This is a genomic window from Spirosoma panaciterrae DSM 21099 (assembly GCF_000374025.1).
GTDB classification, from domain to species: Bacteria; Bacteroidota; Bacteroidia; order Cytophagales; family Spirosomataceae; genus Spirosoma; species Spirosoma panaciterrae.
Genome location: NZ_KB893181.1, coordinates 98838 through 124273, shown reverse-complemented (window position 1 = coordinate 124273; position 25436 = coordinate 98838). Strand labels below are relative to the sequence as shown.

Here is a 25436-nt window from a genome sequence, read left to right as displayed (position 1 = left end):
TACTTGACAACTAGCCCTTTACCTATCAGGCACAGCAAAGAACCAACCGTAAATCGTATTATTTCTTATTTTTGGGTTTTGATTACGGCCAAGGCCGTTTATGTATGCAAGACATTGAAGCAATTGGCACGCTGCTCGAACATCCGCAAACCGTGCTGATTACAACTCACCAGAATCCAGATGCCGATGCCATGGGGTCGTCGCTGGGTTTGGCGAGCTATCTTCGGAAAAAAGGTCATCGGGTTACGGTTGTAACGCCGACAGACTATCCACAAAGCCTCTACTGGATGCCAGGTAATGATACCGTCGTTGCTTTTGATGAAAAAGTGCGCAATTCAGTCAGTCGGCTCATTGACGAAAGTACCGTTATTTGCTGCCTCGATTTTTCCAGTCTCGACCGGATTCGCGAGCTGGCCCCACTGGTACGGCAGGCGCGTGCCCGTAAAGTGCTGATCGACCATCATCTTGAGCCTGAGTCGTTTGCCGATTTAGCCCTTTGGGATCCCAAAGCGGCTGCTACGGCCGAACTCATTTTCCGGCTGATCGTACAACTGGGCGATCAGGCACTCATCGATGTACCTATAGCCGAATGCCTGTATGCTGGCCTGATGACGGATACCGGCTCGTTTCGGCATTCCAACACAACCGGCAATGTGCATCGTATGGCAGCCGAACTAGTTGATCTGGGCATTGATGTCAGTAGTATCCATCGACGTATTTTCGACAATGTATCACTCGACAAGTTTCGGATGCTTGGGTACGTATTGAACGAAAAACTGAAGGTGTTACCTGAATATAAGTTTGCCTACATCACCTTGACCGATGCGGAGTTGAAGCGGTATCGATCCAAAACAGGCGACACAGAAGGCATGGTCAATTATGCGCTGGCTGTCGAAGGGGTCGTGATGGCGGCTATTCTTATTGACCGGGTAGATGAAATCCGGCTATCCTTCCGGTCCATCGGTGATTTTTCAGTCCGGGATCTGGCCAGTACACATTTTGATGGCGGAGGGCATCGGAATGCCGCTGGTGGTCGTTCTAAGTTATCGATGGCCGAAACTGAGAAAAAGCTCTTATCAATAATACCCTTGTACCAGCAGTTACTGCTGCAAACTGTTTAATTTTTTCTGGATTTCACCTTTTGATTATCCTTCGGCAGTCAGAAGCCTGAAACCTTAAACCTGAAGTAATCTTAAATAAACAACTAATAATCGCTCATGTCTCTCAAAAATTTCGGGAAAACCGCCCTGATCGTCGCTGTGGTAGCGGCCTGCGGTAAAAACCGCGTTCAGGTAACGGAAAACGGCCTGAAGTACCAAATTCACGAACAATCAGAAGGCACTCGTAAGGGAAAAGTTGGCGACATTCTGACGCTCCACCTTACCCTGATGAACAACAAAGATTCAGTTCTGCGCGATACGCATAAAGAAGGGGCTCCTTTTCAGATGTTGCTGCAGGTTCCCCCTTTTAAGGGTTCCTACGAAGAAGGGCTGGCCATGCTGGGCAAAGGCGACAGCGCAACGTTCTATGTGAGTGCCGATTCGCTTTTCACACGGGCCATGCAGCCGCTGCCACCGGGCGTTCAAAAAGGTACGGATATCGGCATAGCGGTAAAAGTCCTGAATGTGCAGACTGAGGATGAATATAAGAAACAGCAGGCGGCTGATTTCGACAAGCAAAAAGGGATTGATGCGAAAGTTATTGATAGTTATGTGGCTAAAAATGGCTTAGCTGGCAAAGGCCAGAAAACCCAGTCGGGCGTTTATTATATCGTAACGCAACCTTCGAGTGGTCCTGCTCCCAAAGCGGGCGAAATCGTTAAAGTGCGTTACACAGGCAAGTTATTGAACGGAACTGTTTTTGACAGCTCGGAAAAAAGCCTCAATCCACAGGCAAGTGGTGAACCTGTCCAATTCCCCATTGGTGTAGGACAGGTCATTCCAGGTTGGGAAGAAGGCGTGATGAAGATGCACAAAGGCGAAAAAGCCACGCTGATTATTCCTTCGACACTAGCCTATGGCTCACGAGCGAATCCGAAAATCCCAGCCAACTCGGTGCTTTTGTTCGACATTGAGCTGTTGGATATTCAGAAAGGTCAGCAGGGACCAGCGCAGCCCGGTATGCCACAGCCCAGTCGGTAAGAAATTGCCATTCCTCCCAAAAGCCGTTTGCAGTTGTACCTGTAAACGGCTTTTTTTGTTGATGATGGAACTCTGTTTTGCTACCAACAATCAACACAAACTCGACGAAGTAGCTGGTCAACTTGGTAACTCGTTTGCTCTAAAAACGCTACGCGACATTGGCTGTACCGACGAACTCCCCGAAACAACGGGAACGATAGCCGGGAACTCCCGCCAGAAAGCTGAATATGTCTGGACTCATTTCGGTGTGTCGTGCTTTGCCGATGATTCGGGCCTGGAAGTGGATGCTCTTAATGGCGAACCCGGCGTCGATTCGGCCCACTATTCGGGTAGTCGCGATGCAGAAAAGAACATCGAGAAGCTTTTGACGAAACTTGCCGACAACGGCAACCGCAAAGCCCGATTCATTACGGTATTTACCCTGATCCTGCAAGGGGTCGAACATCAGTTTGAGGGCGTTATTGAAGGCCAGATTCTAACCGAGCCTCGTGGCGAAGGCGGCTTTGGCTATGATCCTGTATTTCTGCCCGATGGCCATGACCGAACGTTTGCCGAAATGCGGATTGAAGAGAAAAACGGGATGAGCCACCGCTCCCGAGCTTTGGCCCAAATGATAGCCTACCTAGAAAAACAAAAAGGGAAGTAAGACCCGCCGTAAACATGACATCCCGAAAAAGCTGTGCTTTCGGGATGTCATAACGGACTCTATTGTTGGGTTCCTACTCCTACTCCGACCGCGAAGACGATACTTTAGCGGCTGGCGTCGATTTTTCGGCTTTATCTTTTTCCAGTTGCTTCTTCACGGCTTCTCGCTGATCGTCGCGAACGGTCGGGTACTTAATACCAAGCTGTTCCAGATAGGTTTTATATTTCGTAGGATCGTAATAGAACGTCGACAGTTTGGGTTTAAACTCGTCCATAATTTTCTTATTCAGATAGATGGCGGGCTTTTCTTTCGACGAAATCAACGGTTCGTATTTGATATCTTTAGTTTGCTCATCCCGATAATAAGCCCAGGCATCTTTAATCAACTCGGGCTTCATCAGCAGATCGAGCAAGGTCATGGCTTCGGCTTTGGCCCCGTAGACAACGCCCTTATGGGCAATGGGTGTCGCCATCGAAATGGCATTCGCCCAGTGGTGGCCCGGCAAGCCTGGAATATTACTTGGATAACGTAGCACAATCGTCGGCAGCGACCACGATATATCAGCTATATCGTCGGAACCTCCACCCATAGACGTCATGGCCTGCCCCCCCATCATTACTACCGGAGCCGACGAGGTCGGTAAACTCATCGAATCAAGTTTGGTAGCCAGTCCGCTCATTTTAGGAGCCTGAAGTTCCAGTTGCGAAGCACGTGCCAGTAGTTGGTCTTCGTCCGTCCAGGTGGGTAAGCCCACTTTTTTAATGTTCTCGTAAGCGGCAATCGCCATCGCTTTGTTGGTATGTACTGGCCAGGCCGACCCTAAAATTTCGTAGCTGAATTTCGTGTCGGTCATCAACGCAGCCCCTTCAGCAATTTTGACGCCCGTTTCGAAGAGCTTTTTGATTTTGGGATAAGTACGTTCGCGGAAATAATACCAGACTGATGCTTTCGAAGGCACTACGTTGGGTTGATCGCCCCCGTCGGAGATTACATAGTGCGAACGCTGGGTAAGCTCAAGGTGTTCACGACGGAAGTTCCAGCCTACGTTCATCAATTCAACCGCATCCAGCGCGCTTCGGCCGCGCCAGGGCGCCCCGGCTGCATGAGCCGCCTGACCTTCAAAACTGAACTTTACCGATACGAGCCCGTTGTTGCCATTATCTCCCCAGGATACCCCCAGATTATTGCCTACGTGGGTGAAAATACAGGCGTCCACATCTTTGAAATACCCGTCCCGCACATAGAAGGCTTTCGTGCCAACGAGTTCTTCGGCAACACCCGGCCAAAGCATCAGCGTCCCCGGAATTTTCTCGCGCTCCATCAGCTTTTTCACGGCCAACACCGCTACGATGTTCAGCGCCTGTCCTGAATTGTGGCCTTCGCCATGCCCAGGTGCCCCTTCCACAATAGGGTCTTTGTAGGCTACGCCCGGCTTCTGACTGGCTTTCGGAATACAGTCGATGTCGGAGCCGATCGCGATGAGCGGTTTACCCGACCCCCAGGTAGCGACCCAGGCCGTTGGAATGCCCGATATACCTGTTTTTACGGTAAACCCTTCGTTTTTCAGCAGGCCGGTCAAGTATTCGAACGACTCTTCTTCCTGAAAGCCCAGTTCGGCAAAACTGAACAGCATGTCGTTAATTTGCTGGGCAAGTGCCGAATTGGCTTCTACAGCCGCCACGGCTTCCTGCTTCAATTTATCAAGCTTGTCGACGGACTTGGCCCCTTTCTTGGCCTGCGCTACCAGAAGCGTTGGCACCAGCAAAAGAGCCAATAAAAGATTTGTACAGTTTCTCATTGGTATTACCAAATTTTATAATGATGATTGGGCAGTTTGCTTGCTAAAGATACGGCTAATTGACAAATCAATAAATAAGTGACAACAAAAAAGACAACCCAAAATGAGTTGTCTATACCGTTCAATATTCGTTTGACATTAACGTACTTCCTGGGACTCCTTTATCTGAGCCAGGAAACGTTCGCCTATCTCTTTATCGACATGCAGTTCAAGCCGTTTGTGCGGATTGGTAAAACCAGCCACAAGGGTCACACTGGACTTGGCAACCCCGATTTGTTTAGCCAAAAATTCAACCAGGTACGCATTGGCTTTACCATCCTGTGCTGGGGCTTTAATTTTAGCATTCAGCATTCCGGCAGCATCATAGAATAACTGGTCTACTTTACTACCCGGTTTAACTTTTACCGATAGGGTCATGATTCAAATTTGATAAGGAATCTCAGAGCTATTAGCCGGAATACGCCAGTGGTCAGGCGCTTCATATTGATACGCTTTATCGACCAGATTAAGCAGAATAGCGGTATCAGAACCAATATTTTTGACGCCATGCCAAACCTGAGGGGGCACACTTACCAACTGAGGTCGTAAATCGCTAATCAGAAACTCATTGATGCACTTATACGTCGGGGAGTTTTGCCGTGAATCATACAACACAACCTTAATGGTGCCCAGCGATACAAAAAGTCGATCTGTCGTTAGTTCATGCGCATGCCAGGCCGAAATGCTACCTGGATTCATAGCGATCTGAAATACCTGTTCAACCGATAGGTCGTCTAACTGCCAATCTTTACGATAAATTTCGGTTAAATAACCTCTCTGCTTAATGACATTTTTAACCTCCTTCACCTGAACGCCTTCAATCAATGACTGAGATGCGAAAATCCAGTCGGAAGTGATACTTTGCTGATCTTTCTGCAAACCGTTTAGTTGCCAATTATTCATTTCTATTAAGTTTAGGAAGGCCTCGCGTTTGTCGAAGTTTATCAAGTGCTTTGCCTTTCCACCAAAATTGCCACATAAACCGTAGTTCTACAGGAGTCAGGCCCAAGGCTATAAATCGCTTCTTTATAGTGTTTTTGGCGCCCTGCCACATTAGTTTTCCTCCTTCAAAGCGGCTCTGCTGCTCTCGCTGGTCAAACACAACTTTTGTCAATAATTCCTCTTTGAAGGCTGGATTTGTGCTGATTTGGGAGAAATAATACGCATGCTCCTCCGATTGTCGTTCCGAATAGGAATTCTTTCGGTTGCCTGAAGGAATAGCCAACCAGGTTAATTGTCGGATAGGTACTATCCGTTTGCCTTTGCGATACACTCGTCTAAGCCAATCGTGCGATGGATACAGCCAGATGGCCCTATATGACAGCCAATAGCCGACCTCATTTACTATTTCCTTTCGGAAAAGCCAGCCCGAAGCTGGTATAAAATAGGCTGGATGATACTTGCTATCAGGCATCACTTCGCCAATATTGACCTGCCCATCAGGCATAACCAGCGCACATACACCAAAAACTAAATCGGCCGTTGTCAAGCGAATGGTATCCAGGCAGGCAGCAAGGTGATTTGAAAACCACAAATCATCATGATTTAAGAAAGCAATAAACTCACTACGAGCCTGTTTCAATCCAACATTATTAGGCCCTGACTGCTCTCCGATATTGGCGGGGAGATTGATAAAGCGGATACGGGGGTCATTGAACGAAGCGATTACGTCCGCTGTATTATCGGTGCAGTGATCACCGATGACCAGCAACTCCCAATCCTGCTCTGTTTGGCTCAATACAGTCTGAATAGCATATGTTACGATATTGCTCCGATTGTAGGTAGCCATGATGATGGTCACTACCGGAGTATGCGGCAAAAATGTACCCAAAATCAGACGTTGACTTTATAATTTAGCGTAATCTCGTCACCTGTCATTCCCCGAAAGCCCCAGTTATATGCCGGACTTTCCAGAATGCAGATTTCGAGGTCGGTAACAGGTATATGAGCCACCGGGCAGACTCGTTCATAGAGTAGGTGAATAAGCTTTTTCTTCGTATCGACAGTACGGCCCTCCATCATTAGAAACTCCAGGATAATGTACCGCTCTGATGCGGTAGCCGGTCGGAAAAAATCTTCGTTGTCGAGATAGAAAAAACGGTGTGCACGCTTGTTTTCCGGAAACTGAAGGGCTTCGACCACACACGCATGAATGGCATCGGACAACAGTTTCCGGATGGGTAACAGATGCTCGCGCACCCCGTAAATTTTCACCTGGCTCATGCTTCCTTCGGCTTGAGTTGGCTAGCCAGCACAGCGATCCCTTCTTCAAAACTGTGCGGATCGTATCCCAAAACGGTACGGGATTTATCCAGTATAAAGCCCGTACGCGGTGGCCGACGGGCTACCTGCGTGAATGTAGAGGCATCTGCCTGAGCAATCAATGACGTATCAAGACCAAAGTAATCGGCGGTTTTGATGGCCATTTCATACGGGGTCAGTACTTCTTTGCCCGAAATATTAAAAATACCTTCCGCTTCTTTATCGGCAATCAGGTAGCAGCCCATGGCCAGATCTTCGGCCAGGGTTGGGCTCCGCCATTGGTCCGTAACAACTTTAATATTCTTACCGTCTTCCAGCGATTTCTTGACCCACAAGATAATGTTACTACGGCTCATGTCATGAGCAATGCCATAGACGAGGACAGTCCGGGCAATGGCCCACCGTAAATCGGAATGCCTGACCACCGATTCGCCAGCCTGCTTGCTCCAGCCATAAAAACTGATTGGGTTTGCTTCGGCGGTTTCGTCGTAAGGGCCAGCCGCGCCATCGAAGATAAAGTCCGTCGAAACGTGCACCAGAAAGGCATTGGTGGCCCGGCAGGCTTCAACGATGTATTCAACCGCATGGACGTTCTGCGCCCAACAGGCATCTTTCTGAACTTCGCACTTATCCACATCGGTCATGGCGGCTCCGTGGATAACCACGTCGGGTTTTACCTCACCAATTATAGCCAGCACTTCCTGCCGATCCGTAATGTCCATGGATCGATAGGTATACCCATCAGCATACGGTAGTCGATTGGCACCACGAGCAGTTGCAATCAGGTCAACGTTCGGTTGCTTCGTCAATAAGTCGACCAGTTTCTGCCCCAACAGGCCATTGGCCCCAGTAATAAGAATTCTTTTCATAAGTATGCCTATACCAGTATTACTCGCTCCCCGCTCCTAATACTGGTAATGATATTGTTTCGTTATTTTCTTTTTCTTCACCCAATCGCCTTTCATGCTCATACGAACGTCCTTGACCGGGCGGTCCATTTCGTCGCGGGGTTGTTTGGCAATACTATCCACTATGGCCAGTCCATCAATTACCTCGCCAAAAACAGTATAGTTACCGTCCAGATGGGGAGCGCCCCCAAGCGTTTTGTACACCTGTTTCTGCTCGTCGGTTGGTACGTGGCCTTTCATGGTCTGAATACGTTCAACCTGCTTTTGAAGTGCCGTTTCATCCCAAACCCGACCCTGTACAATATAAAACTGGCAGGCACTCGACGCTTTTTCGGGATTGTTGTCGCGAGCGGCCGCCAATGCTCCTTTTTTATGAAAGAGCGTCGGTACAAACTCGGCTGGTATACGTTCGCCAATGCTACCACTACCGAGTGGATCACCCGCTTTGGCTTTACGTGAGTTTGGATCACCACCCTGGATCATAAACAGGGGAATAATGCGATGAAACAAAAGGCTGTCGTAAAACTTCTGATCGACCAGTTTGATGAAATTGTCTTTATGTTTCGGTGTCTGATCGTACAGCACCAACCGCATAGGGCCGTAGGGCGTTGTCAGGGTAACCAGATAATCTTTTTTCTTCCGGTTCTGGCCCAGAAGCGTGGTAGAAATCAATAAAAAGAGAATGAGATAAAGGCGCATAGTTCGTTGCGAATCAGAATCCAGAAATAATTACAAGGCGACACGATTCTGAAAGGCATCTTTCAAACGCTGGTCGTGGGTGACCACAATCAGGCTGGCCCCAATCTGCTCCGACTGTTCGCGCAGGAGTTGCACGACCCGCCCCGTATTTTCATCATCAAGGCTAGACGTTGGTTCATCGGCCAGAATAACTCCGGGCTGATTCATAACGGCCCGGGCTATGCTGACCCGTTGCTGTTCGCCCTGGCTGAGCTGATGCGTTTTTTTATCCAGATGATCACCGAACCCTAATTGGCCGGCTAGTTCCTTTGCGCGCGCTTTATCCTGCGATTTACCAGCTAAATAATTGGCCAGTAGCAGATTGTCAAGCACAGATAACGAGCTAACAAAATGAGGTTTCTGGAAAACAATACCCACGTGTTTGGCCCGAAAAGCGGCTGTTTCGGATACGCTCAACTTGGTCAGGTCGGTTTCGTCGATGGTAACCGAGCCGCTTTTGGGCTTCAGCAACAATGCCAGCAGGTGCAGGAACGTTGTTTTACCCGTTCCCGACCGACCCAGAATCAGGAGTGCTTCCCGATTGGCGCAGTACACATCGGGAAACGTAAACTGCTTAGTGGGATTATATGCAAAGGAAAGTTGGTTGGTCGCCAGCATAGAAATAGAAGCTAATACCCACAAAAATAGGCAAAAGTTGTAATTTCGGGCCGTTAGTCGTTAGCCAATGGTGGCCAGTTTCTACGAAACATGAAGTTACCACTGGCGTAATGATTATCTCTGATGTGTGCTGACTTTTATATCCTTTGAAACGAATCGCCCTGTTTGCTTCTGGCTCCGGCTCCAACGCCGAGAAAATTGCTGCGTATTTTGCTGATAATGCCAGCGTTGAGATTTCATTGATTGCATCGAACAACCCTAAAGCGGGGGTTATTGATCGGGCCCGCCGTGGATTCGGAACCCAGTTGCACACCCCGGTTTTGCTCTTTGACCGGCAAACGTTTTACGATACCGACCGGATCACCCAACTGCTCCTGAACCAATCCATTGACTTAATCGTACTGGCAGGCTTTATGTGGCTGATGCCCAGCAAATTGGTCCAGGCTTTTCCCAATAAAATTATTAACATCCACCCGGCGTTATTACCTAAATTTGGAGGTAAGGGCATGTATGGCCACTTTGTTCACGAAGCGGTTGTAGCGGCCAGCGAAACCGAGTCGGGCATTACGATTCATTATGTAAACGAGCGCTACGACGAAGGGCAGATTATTTTTCAGGCCAGTTGCCCGGTTTTACCAACCGACTCCCCCGAGGACGTAGCCCAAAAGGTTCAGATATTGGAACACCTGCATTATCCACGAGTGGTAGAAGATGTGTTGATGAGATGAAGAATTTTACAGAAAATAAAACCATTGGGTTAATGGGCGCGCTGTTTATTTCGGCCCTCCTGAGCAGTTGCTTCCGGCCTGTTCTTTATCTTCAGAACAAGACGCATTACCCGGTCGATGTGTTCTACGAAAATCAACGGCCCGCTCGCCCTTTCGACCCCTTGCAGGACTTAGAAGTAAAAGGCGAGGTACAACTCTCAGCCCGGCAACTGGACGAGCGCAACAAACGAATGCTGAGCCGGGGGAACGACATGCAGCAAAAAGAACTGATGCTGGCCCGCCTGACCCTACAGGCCAAAAACATTGGCGCCGATGCGTTGGTAGCGGTCAAATACACCTACTACACATCCATGACCGACAACGGCTATATTATGACGGGTCTGGCTGTGAAATACAAAAAAGAAGAAGAAACAACGGCCAAATAAAATGTCCGCTGGGGAATACCCAGCGGACATTTTATTTCAATTAAAAATTGAGTCTATCTATTTGACCTCTTCATAATCCACATAATCCCCACCTTTGAAACGGGAACCGTTTTCTTTCGGTCGGTTCTCTACGCGGACATCTCCTTCCCGACGACTTCCCCGAACATCGCCCTGCCGTTTTTGCTCTTTAACCAGTTGGCGACCAACCAGTAAGTAAAATACAAATCGACGCACTGGCGGGACGAACAGAATAATCAGCGTGATAATGAAGAGATATTTGAGTAGCATAACAGGGTGTCTTTACTAATTTATAAACGTAGCGGCCAGCCATTTAGTTTTCCAGGCCGTCAAACGGTTTCAATCCGGGTTAATTGGTTCATTACGTTGATAAAAGCGTGATTGGTAGAACTCTACTGTTGTCCATATAACGCTTTCCCGGCCGCTTCGTACTTATCGCCTGCCGACCATTGGGGGCGTGTTGCCCGATCTGCAATTAATCGAGCTGCGCGGGCGTAAGCCTGGCAAAATCGAAGCACATAGTTAAAATCCAGCGATTCGGGATTATCTATGGCCTGATGGTAGTATTTGCCAATGGCCGCATCAAACGTTTTGAAACCAGCCGAGAATGTCGGGGCCGGGATGCCTTTGGCAGCAAACTGAACGTTATCTGATCGGTCAAACAGGCCTTGTTCGGGAGCAGGCTCGGCAAAAACACCCAGCCCAAAAGCTTTGGCACCTGCTTCAATTTCGGTCTTAGCCCCCGTTCGTTCTAGCCCTATGACTGATACCACGGTTGTATCATTGTAACCGGCACCGTCCGAATTAAGATCAAAAATGGTTTGCTTTAAGGGTACCAGTGGATGCTCGGCATAATAACGGCTACCCAGAAGGCCAACCTCTTCGCCAGTCAGTGCCAATACGAGTACGGAACGCTTTGGCCGCTGCTGCATTAGCGTTTTAGCCGACTCCAGTAAAGCAACTACGCCAATGGCATTATCACGGGCACCGTTAAAAATACTATCGGTAGGCTGGTACGTGTTTCCTCCCTGCTGCCCAACGCCAACATGGTCGAAATGGGCTGATAAAATGACATATTCGTTCTTCAGTTTAGGATCGGCCCCCTCAATTATTCCTGCTACATTGGCCGACGAGGTAATCGTCTGCAGACGGCCCGAAGTGCGTAAGGTTACCATCTGTCCAGCTTCCTTCAGTTGCTTATACTGATTATTGGCGTTGTTGACCCATACATGCGTTAGGGGAGTTTTGCCGTCGGCTGAGGTAGCCATTGTCAGTTGCTCACGGCTAAAGTACTGGCTCACAAAACCCCAGGGCATGGCTTCACTGTACAGTTCAATGAGCGCAGCTGCCCCTTTTTGGGTTGCCATTTTCCGTTTTTCGGAGGCCGCCCGAATAATATCGCCAGGCCCTTTGGCTTCGGGCGAACCACCCTGCGCTACCACAATTCGCCCTTTCACGTCCCGGCCCTTATATCCATCTTCACCATCCGTCAAGCCATAGCCCACATAAATTACCTCTCCTGAAATGTTAGTTGGTGCTCCCGACATGACAACCAGTTGTTTGCCAATCAGGAGTGTATCTTTTCCAATCAGGAGTGAGGCCGACGTAGCGGACCTCGCTTTTTCAAGGTTTATAGGTTGAAGATAATCTGGCTGACTGTCGGTACCAGCTGCGGGTTTAAGACCTAGTAGCCGAAACTGTTCAGCAATGTATCGGGCGGCTGTTCGATTGCCAGGTTCGCCCGTCCGACGCCCCTGTAATTCATCAGACGCCAGAAACCGCATATGGACTTCTACTTCCGTTCGGGAGATTGAGGCTTCAGGAAGGCTGTATTTTACAACTTTAGTTGGTCGGGTTTGTGCATGAACCGAAAATGCGGTGAGCGTTAACCCAGCCCATAAAATAAGGCTAGCAGACGTTTGCATGATGATTGGATTTGCCGTAAAAGTACAAAAAAGCCTCATGCCCACTGGCAGTCCCGCCATATCGCCAAATTTCAGTATTTTCGTCCCCTTCCATCTAGTAGATTTTGACAATCTATCAGGTTAGTTGATTATGCCCTCTTCTACCAAAACGAGTTATTCCATTTCTGAAAGAACGTATCTGTTCATTGCCATAGGTTTGTTAGGCTTGTATGTTTTGCCGTACATCTGGCTTGGCGAAGGTGCTTACCTGACGATCCACGATAATCTGGACAGCGATTTTCTTTACCTCTATCTGCTCAAATTAACCCGTACTGCCTTCAATTTTGATCTGAGTACCTTTATTCCAAATATGATGAGCGGTGGTCCGTTTCGGGGCATACCACGCTCCGCATTCCGGACAGGATTAAATTTTGAAGTACTGTCGTTCTGGGCCTTTCCGCCCTACGTAGCTCAGGTTGTCAATTTTGCGGCTGTGCATGGCATTGGCTTCTGGGGTATGTATGCCTTGCTGCGCCGATACATTTTGCAGGAGCCCATCTGGGCCTTTATCCGGGTAGCTATTGCATTTTTGTTTGCCCTGGTTCCCTGCTACATCGTTCATGGTGCATCGGTTACGGGTCAGCCCCTGCTGCTGTTTGCGTTTCTCAATCTTCTGATGAACCGGGCACGCTGGACCGACTGGGCTATTATTCTTTTGTTCCCGTTCTATTCGTTCTTCGTCTGGGCGGGCCTCTTCGTTTGCGTTGCTATGGGGGTTTTGGGACTGGTTCATATGCTTAGAAATCGACAACTGAACTGGCCCTATCTAAACGGTCTACTCACGCTCTCCTTGCTCTACCTGGCCAGTGAGTGGGAACTGATTTACGGCTTTGTTCACCAAACCTATATCTCCCAACGCGTTGAGTTCGATTATAGTCAGCTACGTTCGATGCGCCTTATGGACAGTGTGCGCCGGAGCGCCGATTTATTTTTGTGGCCGATGTTCAATACAGGCGCTTTCCTGACGCTGGGTATTCTGATAGCGGCCGGACTGAGTGGCTGGAAAGCCTATCGGCGGGGCAATTCCAACGCTGTCTGGTGGCTGGCCGGGTTGCCTATGCTGGCGGTACTTATTTGTCTGATTCATGGGTTTTACCACTATCTTGTTGTTGGGTTGGGGGATAGTACCTTGGGCCTTGAGTTTCGTGTATTTCAGTTTGATCGTTTCTACTTTCTGCTTCCAACGCTCTGGTTCATCCTCTTTGCCATGGCCCTCAGAGAGCTGGGAACGGGAAACAGGTTGACTGGAGCAGGGCGACTGGAGCGAGGAGGTGGAAATCAGCCTTCGAACGTGGTTTCGCTGTTTCTGGCCTTGCAGTTCGCGCTCATGATCCTTGCGAATAAAGAATGGCGCATCAACATTGGCAAATCGGCTGGGCTGATTACCGAAGCGCAATACCCATCGTTTCGGGCATTTTTTGCCGAAAAGCAGTTCACCCAGATTCGTGATTATATTGGTCAGGCTCCGTCCAGTTACCGCGTCATCTGCCTGGGCATGCACCCATCCGTTGCCCAGTTTAATGGGTTTTATACGCTCGATAGTTACCAGAACAATTACCCCTTAGCGTACAAACACGCCTTTCGAAAGATCATCGCTACCGAACTCGCCAAAGGCACCCGGCAAATGCGGGTTTATTACGATGCCTACGCGTGCCGAGCCTATTTATACACGGCTGAACTGGGGATGAATTATCTGTTTGGGAAAACGCAGCACCGTTCCGTCAGCCATTTACAGATCGACACCCAGGCTATGACGTCGCTCAATGGGCAATACGTGATTTCGGCTGTACCGATTCTAAATGCTACGGCCAATCGGCTGCGGTTAACCAAAGTCTTTGATGAACCCGAAAGCTACTGGCGAATTTGGTTATACAAAGTAGTCTGGAGCAAAGGGGTAAGGGCAGCGGGTAACTCTACTCGTAGGCCTTTACTCCAGACTACTTACCCTCGCTTGTAGTGCTGGCGGGCAAAGCGCATGAACGTGTCGGCGAGCCCTTCGCTAACCCCCTGCAATTGGATGGAATACAAATCCCGTTCGATAGTAAGCCCCTGCACATCGAGCACTTTCAGCGTACCGGCCTGTAATTCCTGCTGGACTGCAAAAACAGAAATAAACGCCATGCAGCGTGAATTGCTGAGGTATGATTTAATGCTTTCCGTACTTCCTAAATGCATTTCTACGGTCAGGTCAGACAGCCGAATGCCCACGCCCCTTAACGCATGTTCAATCACTTCGAGCGAGCCAGACCCCCGCTCGCGCAAAACGACTGGAATAGCTCGCAGCTCTTCCAGCGTAATCTCGTCGCGATTAGCCAACGAATGATCGGCCCGGCAGATCAGCACCAGCTCATCTTTTACAAATGGTGTATAGCGAATATCACTATGGTGCGTTCGGCCTTCTACCAGCCCCAGGTCAATTTCATCGTTGAGCAACTGCTGTTCAATCTGTTCCGTATTTCCACTCAACAGCGAGATGGCTACATCGGCAGATTGTTCATGAAAACGCGCCAGTACAGGCGGAATCACGTATTGCGCGACAGTCGTACTGGCCCCTACCCGCAAAGACCCTCTCGATTCGCCTTTGAGGGCGTTCATATCGAACTCAAGCTGGCGGTAGGTTGCCATGATGGTTTCGGCATGGCGAAGCAGAATATTCCCGGCGGCTGTCAGGCTGATCTGATTGCCCCGACGGTCGAACAGAGCGGTTCCAAACTGATGTTCAAGCTCCTGAATGTGTTTCGTTACGGCAGGCTGCGTGACATACAACTCAGCGGCTGCTTTGGTGAAACTCAGTCGCTTGGCAACGGTATAAAAAACATTCAGGCGGAAGGATAGCATACGAGTCCAGAACTACGATTAAGTAGGGCAAAGGTAGCTGTCTGTCTGCAAATGCCGATATTTGATAGCGAACCAGGTCAAAGTCTCTGTTATATGTCGTTTGGGTTTACGGATGTACTGCTATGCTTCCTGATTTTTCAGTTGCTGTTTGTCAGCCTGTTTCTAGTCACATTGGACCGGGGCAAACGAATCAGCAATGGTCTGCTGGGCAGCTTCTTTGCGGCACTGGGTCTGAACCTGCTCGATACCTTGCTGCTGGTTAAGGGCGTCTATTTCAACTACCCGGCCTGGGGACTCTGGGGCACTGACCTGGTACTGCTTTTTGGGCCGCTACTCTGGCTACACACAAAGTCCGTGATTTACCGCGATTTTCGCCCACGCTGGTACTATTGGCTGCATGGATTACCCTTTGTTCTGCTAACCGCTACCTCACTGGCTGCTTATCATGAGCAACCGATAGAACAGCAACGGCAAATTCTGCGCGACATTCTGGATCAGCAGCTTCCACCAGCGTTTTACATGGTATCCGCACTGATTCTTGCCCATTTCTTCACCTATCTATTGGTATCGCTACGCCTGCTTAGCCGCTATAAACGCGCACTAACTAATCAGTTTTCGGCTGTTCAGAACAAGAACCTGAACTGGCTTTCCTATACCCTTCTTTTCTTTCTGCTGTTTTTTCTGCTTAGCCTGGTTCGTACGGCCATCGCGTATACGCCTTTGGTTACTTACGAACTACTGGTACTGATCGCCTTACTGCTGGCACTGCTGTGGTTTATCAATCGCTTTTTACTCCGGGCCCTTCGCTCGCCCGAATTGTTTGCCGGATTAGCAGCCGAAGATCTGGAAAACGTATCGCGCCGGGATCGACCAGCCTCTCACGATTCAGATGGTCGGGTTGAACTACCGGCTTCAAACCACACCCCGATCCTCAATCAGCTAGCCAACTATATGGCTACCCACAAGCCCTATTTAGAGCCGGAGTTAACGCTCGACCAGCTAGCCAGTCGGCTGGGAGTCCGGCCAAAAGTGCTTTCGGTCGCCCTGAACGAAGGATTAGGCCAGCACTTTTTTGATTATATCAACCGATACCGCATCGACGAGGCCAAACGCTTGTTGAGTCAATCGTCTGATGCCAAACTTACGGTACTGGAAGTGCTCTATCAGGTAGGCTTCAACTCCAAATCGTCGTTCAATACCCTGTTCAGAAAATATACCGGCCAGACACCCAGCGACTTCAGAAAACGGGCGAACGACGTTTGACTTTCTGTTGCCCTAAAGTCGAACGGACAAAAATGCGTTCGACTTCCGAAAGTCGGTCGAAATCATGAGGAGACGCCCATCACCTTTGCCTGGAACCTTACCAATTAACTCCATGCAACGCTTGATCAACCTGCGCTCCATAGGCCTATCCGGCTCACTGCTTTCTGCGGCTTTGCTACTGGCCGGGGCTGTCTGTACGCTGCTGCTGTCGCCCAAGTGGCTTGTCCCGGCAGCCGCCTGGTTCGCTCCCGTCTTTTTTTTGTATTACGTACAACACACGACTACCCGGTACAAATGGCTTTGGCTCATCCTGGCGCTGGTACCTGCCAACGTATTGGCTAACCTCGACGTCATGCCCTTTCCCTGGTTTATCATGCTGGCCGTAATCCTGCTCGACGCTGGCAAAACGGCTTTACTTTACGCGCTACACCGCTGGCTGGTGCGGGGACAGACCGCTTTCATCTGGACACTGGCTTTCCCTGCTCTCTGGACGGTACGGGAGTTTTTAGAAGCACAGGGCGACATCGGTACATTTGCCTCCGTTGTTAATACGCAATACGCTTTTCCGTGGCTGGTTCAGCTAGTGTCGGTGACGGGGCTTTGGGGAATTACATTCCTGCTGTACTGGTTCGCGTCGGTAACAGTCTGGGCCGTGCAAGCTCGGCAGACAGGACGCCCCTTTCGGCTGGGTATGAGCCTCTACGCTGCGGTATTCGTACTTGTGCTGATCTACGGTGCTGCTCGCTATTATACCAACCAGGTATTCCAGGCTCCGCAACTGACGGTGGGTGGTGTTACTGTACCCAATTTACCCGTGCTGGAAGCGCTCTATCAGGATGCTACCGGAAAAACAATCCATATTGATCCCAAATCAGCACCGGGGTCGGCACCATTGCAGGAAGCCAATCGGGGGCTGATCGCCTTCGTCAGGCAGGCGGGCCACTTTCCACGCGGGCAAGCCGCCCTGCAACAGGTACAGGATAGCTTATTCCACCTCTCACAGCGAGCTGTGGACAAAGGCGCTCAACTGGTTTTATGGTCGGAAGGGAATCTACTCTTGCTCAAAGCGGACGAACCGGCACTGCTGGCGCAGGGTAGCGCCTTTGCTGCCCGAAACCGGGTGTACCTATTGATGCCCATTGGTGTATTGCATCCAGGTCCCATTATGGCAGCTGATGGGCACAGTGTTCGCCCTTTTCTGGAAAACAAAACGGTGCTGCTTGACCCGGCAGGTCGGATTGCTAACGTGTTTCACAAAAACCATCCTGTACCGATTGCCGAACCGAGCCGCCCCGGCAATGGCCAGATTCCGGCACTAGCTACCCCCTACGGGACCCTTGCCCCGTCGATCTGTTACGATGCTGACCATGCTACAACCATGCAGCAACTGGGTCAAAAGCGAGTAGGACTCCTGCTGTTGCCCTCCGGCGACTGGCATGCCATCGCTCCTTACCACAGCTACATGGCCGTATTCCGGGCGGTAGAGAATGGTTGCTCACTAGTACGGCAGGTAAGCGGAGGCTTGTCGATCTTCACCGATTACAGGGGTAAGATTCTGGCAAGTCACAATGCCTACTCACCCGGCGACAACCTGACTGTGGCTCGTGTACCCGTTCAAAGCGTTCCTACCTTATACAGCCGCTTTGGCGACTGGCTGGCTTATGCGGCTATGGCACTGCTGGCTGTATTTATCCTACGAGTCGGGCTGAACAGGTTACCAAACAGGCTAGGGCTTACCCGTATCACTTAACCCGTTCATACCGATAAAAGCCAAATGCCTTTGGTTGCGGTAGTGTAAAGGCCACATCACCACTGGCGGCTACGGCCAGCCGGAAGCTCTTTCCCTGCCCCATCAGGTGCGTAAACTGATAGGTTCCGGGTGCCAGTTTCATGAGCTTTAGCCGGGTGGTATCGGTCTTGTTCTGCTCCCGAAAAATCAGTACATACCCGGTCGATTCGTTTTCAGAAATGGATTGAAAGCCGGTCCAGCTTGTACCTGAGGGTTCATGACCAATTGGGAATATCTGGCCGCTGTGCCATGCCCACCAATGTTTTTTATAGGCACTGATCAGGTCGGTAATGGCAAAGGCTTCGGTTGGTAAATTACGGGCTTCCATCCAGGCTAACGGTTGCGCCGGCATGGTTATGGCAAACAGATAGTCGAACGGATAGTTTGCGGGACTAAACGAGTCGCCTTTGGGGTAACGATCCTGATTCCGCCATTTGTTCAAAAACTCGATCTGCAAGCGCTGAGGGGGTACGTACCGGGCCAGCATCCACAGATTGCGTAAGGTGAAATGCGGATAATAATTGCCCCAGTCGGTATAGCGGTTTTCCAGAAACAGGTTGCCATATTCATAAAAATAATGGTACCCAAATCGTCGGCCAGCCGTTACGTCCAGATTAAATACCGCTTCGCCTTTGGTACTGGCCATAACCGTATCGAGCATTTTCCGGAAATTGATTTCGGCCTGCTTATCGGCAATGCGTACCCCATCGATCTTCCACATCCGAATGCCATACTGCTTGTACTGATCGATCATCACCTGTGCATCCCGGTCCCAGTATTTAAAGCTACTGTCGACACTCGGATTGAACCAGGTTGAGAGTGTAATGCCTCGTTTTTTCCCCTCTTCCATGATTCGGCTAAAACCCGCCGGAAATTTCTTAGGGTCGGGTAGCCAGTAGTCGGGTTTGCGCCAGATGTCTTTAAAACTTCCACCCTGAAAGGCCGAATTGGCGCTTTTACCTTGTTGCCAGCCATCGTCAAGCTGGAAATGGGTAATACCCAGTTTTTGGCCTAATTCCAGTTCGCGCAACACAAATGCTTCGTTGATATTCTTATCCTGCCCCCGGTCGCCCCAGGTATTGAGCAGGATCATTTCATCGCGATTGGGCTGGCGTATCCGTAAATTCTGCTGATACGAACGAATCGCCATAAGCTGCCCGGTTTCGCCACCCGACCAGACGCCCAGCACCAGACTATACCCACGTACCCATTCATCGGCCCGTAAATCCGAAGGCGACAGGCCAATACCGGCTGCCCGCATCTCGTTGAATTTTAGGGAAAAATCGAAACCGGGATAGGCGAGTTGAACGCCTGAAACGGGTGCTTCTTTGAGCCAGAAAATACCTGCATCCGTTCCTACCTCGTCCAGAAACAACACATTTCCCCGTAAGCGCACTTCCTGCCGATAGGCCAGTCGGGTGTATTCCTGAGCGAGTGTATTGTTCTGATCGGTAGCGTCAAAAAATTCAACCGATTTACCTTTCCAGTGAAGTCCGGGCAGGGCCAGTCGGTCCAGTACAACGGTGTTCGCTTCGCCCTCTTTCTGGGTTGCCAGAGATTCAAGGTTACGGACATCGTAGGCTTGTTGTACCTGTTGCTGCCAATCGGATGCCGTTCCCTTCAAATAGTAATCGCAGGCAATGGCTGGGCAGTTTGGATAGATACGAAAGACGCGCTTGACCCACAAGGTTCCTAACGATACCACAACGTCCGCTTCCAGATGTGCAGGGGTTCGGCTCGTTCCGGCAATGTATTTAACCATAAAGCTTCCATTCGCCGGATCGCCCATTTTGGCAGGTAACACAAAGTCAGCGGTTTTATTGGCCAGAGTCCATTGCTTCCCCGTCCGCTTATCCTGAAGGGCAAACGAGCTAAGATTTCCATTCTGAAACAGGTAGGTACGCTGAATCATCGAGTTGCCCAGAATGAGCGTATCGCCTTTTCGAATGGCCTGACAGGAGGTTAGATCAGCCTGTCCATAGCTGGCTCCCAAAATGCCAAGTAGCAGGTACGTGATAAGTAAGGTTTTCATGAACCAATTTCGAATACGAATCAACTACAAAAAAGGGAACAGGTCATGGCTGTTCCCCTCTCGAGTGGTTTATTATAATGCATTCAATTTGAGTAAATTCGTTGTTTGTCATCTCGACGCAGGAGAGATCTCAAGTTTACCTCTAGTAAGGATGCTTTACGATCTCTCCTGCGTCGAGATGACAAACAACGAATTCAACTACGCTATCCAAATCTGGCTTTAATACCCCGGATTTTGCTGAATCTTCGACTTATTGATATCGATCTGGCTTTGCGGAATTGGGTCGACCAGGTTGTTTTCGGTCAACACATTTACCAGTCGAATCTGGTCTTTTTTGCTGTTCAGAACCGGAATGGCCCGATCCGTACGAACGAGATCATACCAGCGCTGACCTTCGAAAGCAAATTCGACCCGGCGCTCCTGCTCCATCGCCAGCCGGAACGCCTGCTGGGTTGGAATATCGGTAGCCGTTTTGCTGGCCAGCCCCGCCCGGTTACGAATCTTGTTCAGGTAGGTAAATGCGTCGCCATTAGCCTGATAACCTACTTCGTTCAGGCTTTCGGCATACATCAGCAACACATCGGCATAGCGAATAACCGGAATGTTGTTGCCATTATCACCGTTGGTAGCTGGCGTATCGTAATACTTCTTCACAAAGTTGTACGGAATGGTTTGCCCGCTGGCATTCACATACGATGTAGCTAAGGAAGCATCTTTCCGCTTATCGCCCGGTTCATACGAATTGATCAGATCGGCTGTGGGCTGGTTGTTACCCCCACCCCCGAACGCAATGACGGCATTACCCGAATTTTCGGGCGCAAACGAATTCGGCCACGAATTACCTTCGCCCGCGCCACCCGATTTGTATTGCACATCGAACACCGATTCCTTGTTGTTCTTGTTACTTACTTTGAAGACATCGGCATAGTTGGGCAGAATATCGTACACGCCCAGATCAATCACTTCTTTCAGTTTGGCGGCTGCCTGCGCGTATTTCTTTTCGGTCAGATAGACTTTGCCCAGCAACGCCTTAGCGGCTCCTTTCGTAGCCCGGCCAATATCAGCCGTTGCATACGAAACCGGCAATACGCCTTCGGCTTCGGTCAGGTCTTTTTCAATCTGGGCGTATACATCCGCTTTCGGCGACCGACCGTATTCATACCCTTCGTCGGGATTCGAGATGGATTTCAGCACGAGCGGTACATCGCCAAAGGTCCGCACCAGATTGAAATAGACCAGCGCCCGCAGAAACTTGGTTTCAGCTATGTAGCGGTTCTTCAGCGTCTCATCGATCGACACTGGCCCAATTTTCTCCAGGATGGTATTGAAGCGGGCAATGGCGGAATAACTGTCGTTCCACCGGCCGGAAATGAATGGATTGGTCGTTCGGATGTAGAACCGATCAAACTCATCCTGGTCCGTTACTGAACCCGAAGCGGGGGGTACTGTATTGTCGGAAGCCACATCACCGAAAACGTAGCTGTTGCCAAAAACACCACCCGACTGTAGGGAAGCATAGGCACCGTTGATGGCATTTCTGAAATCGTCGGCGGTACGGTAAAAGTTATCGTACGTAGCCGACGAGATGGGTTTTAAGTCCAGAAATTCTTTGCTGCATGAACTGAGTGTCAGGCTGAACAGCAGCGATATATAGAGTTTAGATACTTTCATTGTTGTTGTCAGTAGGGTTTACCATTGAGGCTTTTGGGCGTCAATGCGTTCCATTAAAAACCTAAGTTCAGACCAATCGTAAAGGTCTTTGCCAATGGATAGTAGCCGTAATCGACACCACCGGTCAGCGGCCCCTCGTAGTTACTCACCTCCGGATTGTAGTTCAGGTACTTGGTCCAGGTATACAGGTTCTGAGCCGACAGATAGACGCGGGCCTGCTGAATTTTTGCTTTGTTCAGTAACGCCTTCGGCAGTTGATATCCCAGGCTCAGGTTCTGAATCCGCAGGTATGAACCATCCTCCACCCAGCGCGACGATACAGCATTGTTGTTTCCCGTTGTTCGGGCATTGGCACGGGGCGTTACGCCATCACCCGGATTACTTTCCGACCGCCAACGGTTGAGTACCGTGGTGATCTGGTTGGCATTGCCTTCCAGATTTTCGAAGAAGCGACGGCTTAGGTTCAGAATCTGTCCGCCCTGCGTACCCTGAATAGCAATGCTCAGGTCGAAGCCTTTGTAGCTAAACGAGTTGGTCATGCCGTAAATGAACTTCGGCTGGTTGTTGCCGATAATGGTCCGGTCGTCGGCAGTGATTTTTCCATCGCCATTTACGTCTTCATATTTCACATCGCCCGGTTTGGCGGTGGCATCGTGCGGGTAGCTGTCCAGATCGGCCTGATTCTTGAAAATGCCGATCTGTTTGTAACCATAGAAACTACCGATGGGCGAACCAATCTGGGTGATATTCGTCTGATCGACACCGCTGTTGCTCCGAATGGGATCGCCTGTGGGTCCAAGTGCCAGCACTTTGTTGCGGTTCAGCGACAGGTTAGCGCTGGTATTCCAGACAAACGCTCCGGTCATGTTGCGCGTCGTGATCGAAAACTCCCAGCCTTTGTTCTCCATTTTACCGATATTCTTCACGGCCGACGTAAATCCGGTTAGCGAAGGCACATTGACCGACAGCAGCAGGTCTTTGGTAATGCGGTTGTAATAATCGACAATCAGGTAAACGCGGTTGTTGAACAGACCCAGATCAATACCGGCATCGAATTGCTGGTTTTTCTCCCAACCTAACTTGGAGTTACCGAGCGAACCCGGAGCCAACCCATTAACCAGGTTATTGTTGAAGCTATAGTTATCCGACCGCAGCGTAGCTACATAAGGATACGAATCGCTGAAAGCGTTGTTTCCCGAAAGCCCATAGCTGACCCGGAGCTTAGCTTCCGACAGGCTGGGAATACCTTTCATAAAATTCTCCTCGCTAAAGCGCCAGCCCAACGAAGCCGCCGGGAAATTTCCCCAGCGATTCTCAGGCCCAAAGATTGACGATCCATCCCGACGAACCGACACATTCAACAGATACTTGCTTTTGTAGTTGTAGTTGATCCGGGCGAAGTACGACGTCGACGCATTTTCCCGGCGATTGGAGGTAATGGTCGATGTAGTTCCGTTGGCGCTGGCATTGAGTGTTTCCACTACGTCGTTGGCATACGAACTACCCGTACCGGAACTGTACTGATACTGAAAACGAGTCGCTTCCATCCCGACCAGCACATCCAGATTATGCACCTCATTCAGGGTTTTGGTATAGGTCAGCGTCTGGTTGAACAACCAGCTAATGCCCTGCTCTGAGGTGGCCGTACCCTTAGCCGCATTCGGTGGCAGCAACTGGTTGAGCGGTAGCCGGGAGGTCTGGTACGCATTGCGCCGGTAGCCCGCAAAGTTCAGATTGCCCGTAGCCCGGTATTTGAAAGCCTTCAGGAAATTATATTCCAGGTACGAGTTACCCAGCAAATTGAGTTGCTGGTAATTGCTATGATATTCGGTGATATTGGCAATCGGGTTGGTGATACCGGGGTAATTGTAGGGTGCAGCTAGTTCGGTCTGCGACGAGTAGGTCACCCCATCGGCCGCGTAAATGGGGGCCATGGGCATGGCTGACAGAGCCGCATTGATAATCCCATTGTTGGCCCAGTGCCCATCCGAAAGTACCTCCTGCTGATTTTTAAACGACGGATTGAGGTTTAAACCAACCCGCAGTTGGGGAGTGATATTCACATCGACATTAGCCCGTACGGTGTACCGATCCAGGCTGGAGCCTTTGATAATCCCATCCTGCTTCAGATACCCTCCACTGACCAGATACCGCGCCTTATCCGTTCCGCCCGACACCGAAAGCTGGTAGTTGCTGATAGCGGCCTGCCGGAAAATCATATCCTGGTAGTCGTGATAGGGCAGATTGGCAACCTTAGTCGGATCATCGAAATTGAACCAGTCGTACAGTTCACCCCGTGGATAGCGATACCGCAGGTACGAACTTGGCCGCACACTGTTGGGGTCATTAATGCTGGCACCGGGAACGTTATCCAGATAAGCCGTATTCGACGCTTCTTTACCAAACTCGGCAAACTGCTGCGAGTTGAGCAGGTCGATCTTTTTGGTGATCTGCTGAAACCCGGTATACACGTCCAGGTTCACATTGGTCTTCCCGCTTTTACCCCGTTTGGTGGTTACCAGAATTACGCCATTCGAGCCTTTGGAGCCATAAATAGCTGCCGAAGATGCATCTTTCAGTACGTCAATGCTTTCGATGTCGTTTGTGTTCAACAGACCGAAAATGCTGGCATCGACAATGTTTCCATCCACTACAATCAGGGGCGAGTTACCGGCACTGATCGAGCCGAATCCCCGAACTTTAATAGCGGGTGTACTCCCTGGCGTACCGTTGTTCTGCTGAACAATAACCCCGGCAATTTTTCCCTGTAACGCCGTAGCTGCATTCGATACGGGCATGTCTTTCACCTCCGACATGGGCACCGACGCAATAGCTGCTGTGACGGCCTCCCGCTTTTGCGTGCCATACCCCACAACGACTACTTCGCTGAGGGTTTTATCGTCCGTTTGAAGCTGAACCGACAACTGGCTGTTGTTGCCGAGCGGAACTTCCTTCGTTTGGTAACCGACAAAGCTAAATACCAGTACGGGCGACCCACCATCGGGTACGTTTAGCCGATAAGCTCCCTGCACATCGGTCGTTGTGCCACGCTGGGTACCTTTCACAATGACGCTCACACCGGGAATTCCGTCTCCCGTTTCGTCAGTAACCGTACCTGTAATGGCGCGATCTGTAACGACGCTGGCAGGTGTTTGAATCAGTTGGATAGGTAAGAGTGCTTCAGGAGAAGACGCATTCAGCAGAATCCGTTTTCCGGCCAACTGATAACTGATTTGCAGCGGGCGCAGCAGTTTATCGAGTACCGTAGCCAGTCGCTCATTGGATACATTAAGCGATACTTTCCGGCGCGACTGAATAATCTTGTCGCTGTACATAAACTCGACATCGGCTTCGCGTTCAATCGTTTTCAGGAGGTTTTTTACGGTCACATCTGTCAGTTGCAGGCTAATCTGACGATCCAGTGGTGACTGTGCATCGACGGTCGTAGCGTACGTCATACCGGCAAACAGTATGAGCAAACAGCCCTGCACGAGCGAAGTTTTCATGAGAAATAAGGCAAGCGTTCGTAGACATCTATTCTTTTCCATACAGTAAATT

General features: G+C 50.0%; 22 protein-coding genes. 8 read left to right on the top strand and 14 right to left on the bottom strand.

Annotation, left to right across the window (positions count from 1 at the left end; translation table 11 throughout):
- Positions 1-104 precede the first annotated feature (104 nt).
- The 3 genes from B153_RS0112530 (at position 105) to rdgB (ending at position 2787) form a co-directional block, all read left to right on the top strand.
- On the top strand, positions 105-1121 hold the full coding sequence (locus B153_RS0112530) for a DHH family phosphoesterase (RefSeq protein WP_211221669.1): 1017 nt from the start codon (positions 105-107) through the stop codon (positions 1119-1121).
- A gap of 96 nt (positions 1122-1217) precedes the next feature.
- The gene (locus tag B153_RS0112525; RefSeq protein WP_020597062.1) at positions 1218-2141 is read left to right on the top strand and encodes an FKBP-type peptidyl-prolyl cis-trans isomerase; all 924 of its coding nucleotides are present in this window, start codon (positions 1218-1220) and stop codon (positions 2139-2141) included.
- Positions 2142-2205: 64 nt separating this feature from the next.
- The gene (gene rdgB / locus B153_RS0112520) at positions 2206-2787 is read left to right on the top strand and encodes an RdgB/HAM1 family non-canonical purine NTP pyrophosphatase (protein WP_020597061.1); all 582 of its coding nucleotides are present in this window, start codon (positions 2206-2208) and stop codon (positions 2785-2787) included.
- A gap of 79 nt (positions 2788-2866) precedes the next feature.
- On the opposite strand, the gene B153_RS0112515 is transcribed toward rdgB, so the two are convergent.
- The 8 genes from B153_RS0112515 to B153_RS0112480 form a co-directional block, all read right to left on the bottom strand.
- On the bottom strand, positions 2867-4585 hold the full coding sequence (locus B153_RS0112515) for an amidohydrolase (RefSeq protein WP_020597060.1): 1719 nt from the start codon (positions 4583-4585) through the stop codon (positions 2867-2869).
- 138 nt (positions 4586-4723) lie between these two features.
- Positions 4724-5002 carry a DUF167 domain-containing protein gene (locus B153_RS0112510; RefSeq protein WP_020597059.1) on the bottom strand — a complete coding sequence of 93 codons (279 nt, stop codon included), beginning with the start codon at positions 5000-5002 and terminating at the stop codon, positions 4724-4726.
- Positions 5003-5005: 3 nt separating this feature from the next.
- The gene (locus tag B153_RS0112505) at positions 5006-5527 is read right to left on the bottom strand and encodes a cupin domain-containing protein (RefSeq protein WP_020597058.1); all 522 of its coding nucleotides are present in this window, start codon (positions 5525-5527) and stop codon (positions 5006-5008) included.
- Positions 5520-6443: a glycosyltransferase family 2 protein gene (locus tag B153_RS0112500; RefSeq protein ID WP_245564878.1), complete on the bottom strand. Its 924-nt coding sequence runs from the start codon at positions 6441-6443 to the stop codon at positions 5520-5522. Before B153_RS0112500 ends, B153_RS0112505 begins: the two co-directional genes overlap by 8 nt.
- A gap of 14 nt (positions 6444-6457) precedes the next feature.
- Entirely contained in the window at positions 6458-6847 is a 390-nt protein-coding gene (locus B153_RS0112495; RefSeq protein ID WP_020597056.1) for a tautomerase family protein, read from the bottom strand.
- Positions 6844-7755, bottom strand: coding sequence for an SDR family oxidoreductase (locus B153_RS0112490; RefSeq protein WP_020597055.1), 912 nt, complete (start codon positions 7753-7755; stop codon positions 6844-6846). The genes B153_RS0112495 and B153_RS0112490 overlap by 4 nt, the downstream gene beginning before the upstream one ends.
- A gap of 36 nt (positions 7756-7791) precedes the next feature.
- On the bottom strand, positions 7792-8493 hold the full coding sequence (locus B153_RS0112485; protein ID WP_020597054.1) for a peptidylprolyl isomerase: 702 nt from the start codon (positions 8491-8493) through the stop codon (positions 7792-7794).
- Between the two features lie 30 nt (positions 8494-8523).
- Positions 8524-9150, bottom strand: a complete 627-nt coding sequence (locus tag B153_RS0112480; protein WP_020597053.1) for an ATP-binding cassette domain-containing protein — start codon at positions 9148-9150, stop codon at positions 8524-8526.
- Between the two features lie 146 nt (positions 9151-9296).
- Here B153_RS0112480 and purN point away from each other — a divergent pair, with 146 nt between their 5' ends.
- Both purN and B153_RS0112470 read left to right on the top strand, forming a co-directional pair.
- Positions 9297-9878, top strand: a complete 582-nt coding sequence (purN, locus tag B153_RS0112475) for a phosphoribosylglycinamide formyltransferase (protein ID WP_020597052.1) — start codon at positions 9297-9299, stop codon at positions 9876-9878.
- Positions 9875-10303, top strand: a complete 429-nt coding sequence (locus B153_RS0112470) for a hypothetical protein (RefSeq protein WP_020597051.1) — start codon at positions 9875-9877, stop codon at positions 10301-10303. The genes purN and B153_RS0112470 overlap by 4 nt, the downstream gene beginning before the upstream one ends.
- Before the next feature lie 57 nt (positions 10304-10360).
- On the opposite strand, the gene B153_RS0112465 is transcribed toward B153_RS0112470, so the two are convergent.
- Together B153_RS0112465 and B153_RS0112460 are read right to left on the bottom strand one after the other, a co-directional pair.
- A complete protein-coding gene (locus tag B153_RS0112465) occupies positions 10361-10591 on the bottom strand; it encodes a hypothetical protein (RefSeq protein ID WP_020597050.1) in 231 nt (76 codons plus the stop codon).
- A 122-nt stretch (positions 10592-10713) separates the two neighbouring features.
- The gene (locus B153_RS0112460; protein ID WP_020597049.1) at positions 10714-12246 is read right to left on the bottom strand and encodes a M28 family peptidase; all 1533 of its coding nucleotides are present in this window, start codon (positions 12244-12246) and stop codon (positions 10714-10716) included.
- Between the two features lie 130 nt (positions 12247-12376).
- Here B153_RS0112460 and B153_RS0112455 point away from each other — a divergent pair, with 130 nt between their 5' ends.
- Entirely contained in the window at positions 12377-14242 is a 1866-nt protein-coding gene (locus B153_RS0112455) for a DUF6044 family protein (protein WP_020597048.1), read from the top strand.
- On the opposite strand, the gene B153_RS0112450 is transcribed toward B153_RS0112455, so the two are convergent.
- Positions 14227-15123, bottom strand: coding sequence for a LysR family transcriptional regulator (locus B153_RS0112450; protein ID WP_020597047.1), 897 nt, complete (start codon positions 15121-15123; stop codon positions 14227-14229). The two genes, B153_RS0112455 and B153_RS0112450, sit on opposite strands and share 16 nt — an antisense overlap.
- A gap of 93 nt (positions 15124-15216) precedes the next feature.
- Between B153_RS0112450 and B153_RS0112445 the strand changes: the two genes are divergently transcribed.
- Positions 15217-16386: a helix-turn-helix transcriptional regulator gene (locus tag B153_RS0112445; protein ID WP_020597046.1), complete on the top strand. Its 1170-nt coding sequence runs from the start codon at positions 15217-15219 to the stop codon at positions 16384-16386.
- A gap of 112 nt (positions 16387-16498) precedes the next feature.
- Complete coding sequence (locus B153_RS0112440) at positions 16499-18136, top strand: nitrilase-related carbon-nitrogen hydrolase (protein WP_020597045.1); 1638 nt, start codon at positions 16499-16501, stop codon at positions 18134-18136.
- Here the strand turns inward: B153_RS0112440 and B153_RS0112435 are convergent.
- From B153_RS0112435 to B153_RS0112425, 3 genes are all read right to left on the bottom strand, one after another.
- Positions 18129-20207, bottom strand: coding sequence for an alpha-galactosidase (locus B153_RS0112435; protein ID WP_020597044.1), 2079 nt, complete (start codon positions 20205-20207; stop codon positions 18129-18131). The genes B153_RS0112440 and B153_RS0112435 overlap by 8 nt on opposite strands.
- A gap of 219 nt (positions 20208-20426) precedes the next feature.
- Complete coding sequence (locus tag B153_RS0112430; protein WP_020597042.1) at positions 20427-21878, bottom strand: RagB/SusD family nutrient uptake outer membrane protein; 1452 nt, start codon at positions 21876-21878, stop codon at positions 20427-20429.
- Positions 21879-21931: 53 nt separating this feature from the next.
- Complete coding sequence (locus B153_RS0112425) at positions 21932-25384, bottom strand: TonB-dependent receptor (RefSeq protein ID WP_020597041.1); 3453 nt, start codon at positions 25382-25384, stop codon at positions 21932-21934.
- Positions 25385-25436 lie beyond the last annotated feature (52 nt).

Coding starts and splice junctions, on each gene's coding strand:
- B153_RS0112480 (WP_020597053.1), bottom strand. CDS start 9,150: ATGCTGGCGACCAACCAACTTTCCTTTGCATATAATCCCACTAAGCAG.
- B153_RS0112505 (WP_020597058.1), bottom strand. CDS start 5,527: ATGAATAATTGGCAACTAAACGGTTTGCAGAAAGATCAGCAAAGTATC.
- B153_RS0112515 (WP_020597060.1), bottom strand. CDS start 4,585: ATGAGAAACTGTACAAATCTTTTATTGGCTCTTTTGCTGGTGCCAACG.
- B153_RS0112445 (WP_020597046.1), top strand. CDS start 15,217: ATGTCGTTTGGGTTTACGGATGTACTGCTATGCTTCCTGATTTTTCAG.
- rdgB (WP_020597061.1), top strand. CDS start 2,206: ATGGAACTCTGTTTTGCTACCAACAATCAACACAAACTCGACGAAGTA.
- B153_RS0112450 (WP_020597047.1), bottom strand. CDS start 15,123: ATGCTATCCTTCCGCCTGAATGTTTTTTATACCGTTGCCAAGCGACTG.
- B153_RS0112425 (WP_020597041.1), bottom strand. CDS start 25,384: ATGAAAACTTCGCTCGTGCAGGGCTGTTTGCTCATACTGTTTGCCGGT.
- B153_RS0112510 (WP_020597059.1), bottom strand. CDS start 5,002: ATGACCCTATCGGTAAAAGTTAAACCGGGTAGTAAAGTAGACCAGTTA.
- B153_RS0112460 (WP_020597049.1), bottom strand. CDS start 12,246: ATGCAAACGTCTGCTAGCCTTATTTTATGGGCTGGGTTAACGCTCACC.
- B153_RS0112465 (WP_020597050.1), bottom strand. CDS start 10,591: ATGCTACTCAAATATCTCTTCATTATCACGCTGATTATTCTGTTCGTC.
- B153_RS0112455 (WP_020597048.1), top strand. CDS start 12,377: ATGCCCTCTTCTACCAAAACGAGTTATTCCATTTCTGAAAGAACGTAT.
- B153_RS0112430 (WP_020597042.1), bottom strand. CDS start 21,878: ATGAAAGTATCTAAACTCTATATATCGCTGCTGTTCAGCCTGACACTC.
- B153_RS0112530 (WP_211221669.1), top strand. CDS start 105: ATGCAAGACATTGAAGCAATTGGCACGCTGCTCGAACATCCGCAAACC.
- B153_RS0112490 (WP_020597055.1), bottom strand. CDS start 7,755: ATGAAAAGAATTCTTATTACTGGGGCCAATGGCCTGTTGGGGCAGAAA.
- B153_RS0112495 (WP_020597056.1), bottom strand. CDS start 6,847: ATGAGCCAGGTGAAAATTTACGGGGTGCGCGAGCATCTGTTACCCATC.
- B153_RS0112525 (WP_020597062.1), top strand. CDS start 1,218: ATGTCTCTCAAAAATTTCGGGAAAACCGCCCTGATCGTCGCTGTGGTA.
- B153_RS0112435 (WP_020597044.1), bottom strand. CDS start 20,207: ATGAAAACCTTACTTATCACGTACCTGCTACTTGGCATTTTGGGAGCC.
- B153_RS0112470 (WP_020597051.1), top strand. CDS start 9,875: ATGAAGAATTTTACAGAAAATAAAACCATTGGGTTAATGGGCGCGCTG.
- B153_RS0112440 (WP_020597045.1), top strand. CDS start 16,499: ATGCAACGCTTGATCAACCTGCGCTCCATAGGCCTATCCGGCTCACTG.
- B153_RS0112485 (WP_020597054.1), bottom strand. CDS start 8,493: ATGCGCCTTTATCTCATTCTCTTTTTATTGATTTCTACCACGCTTCTG.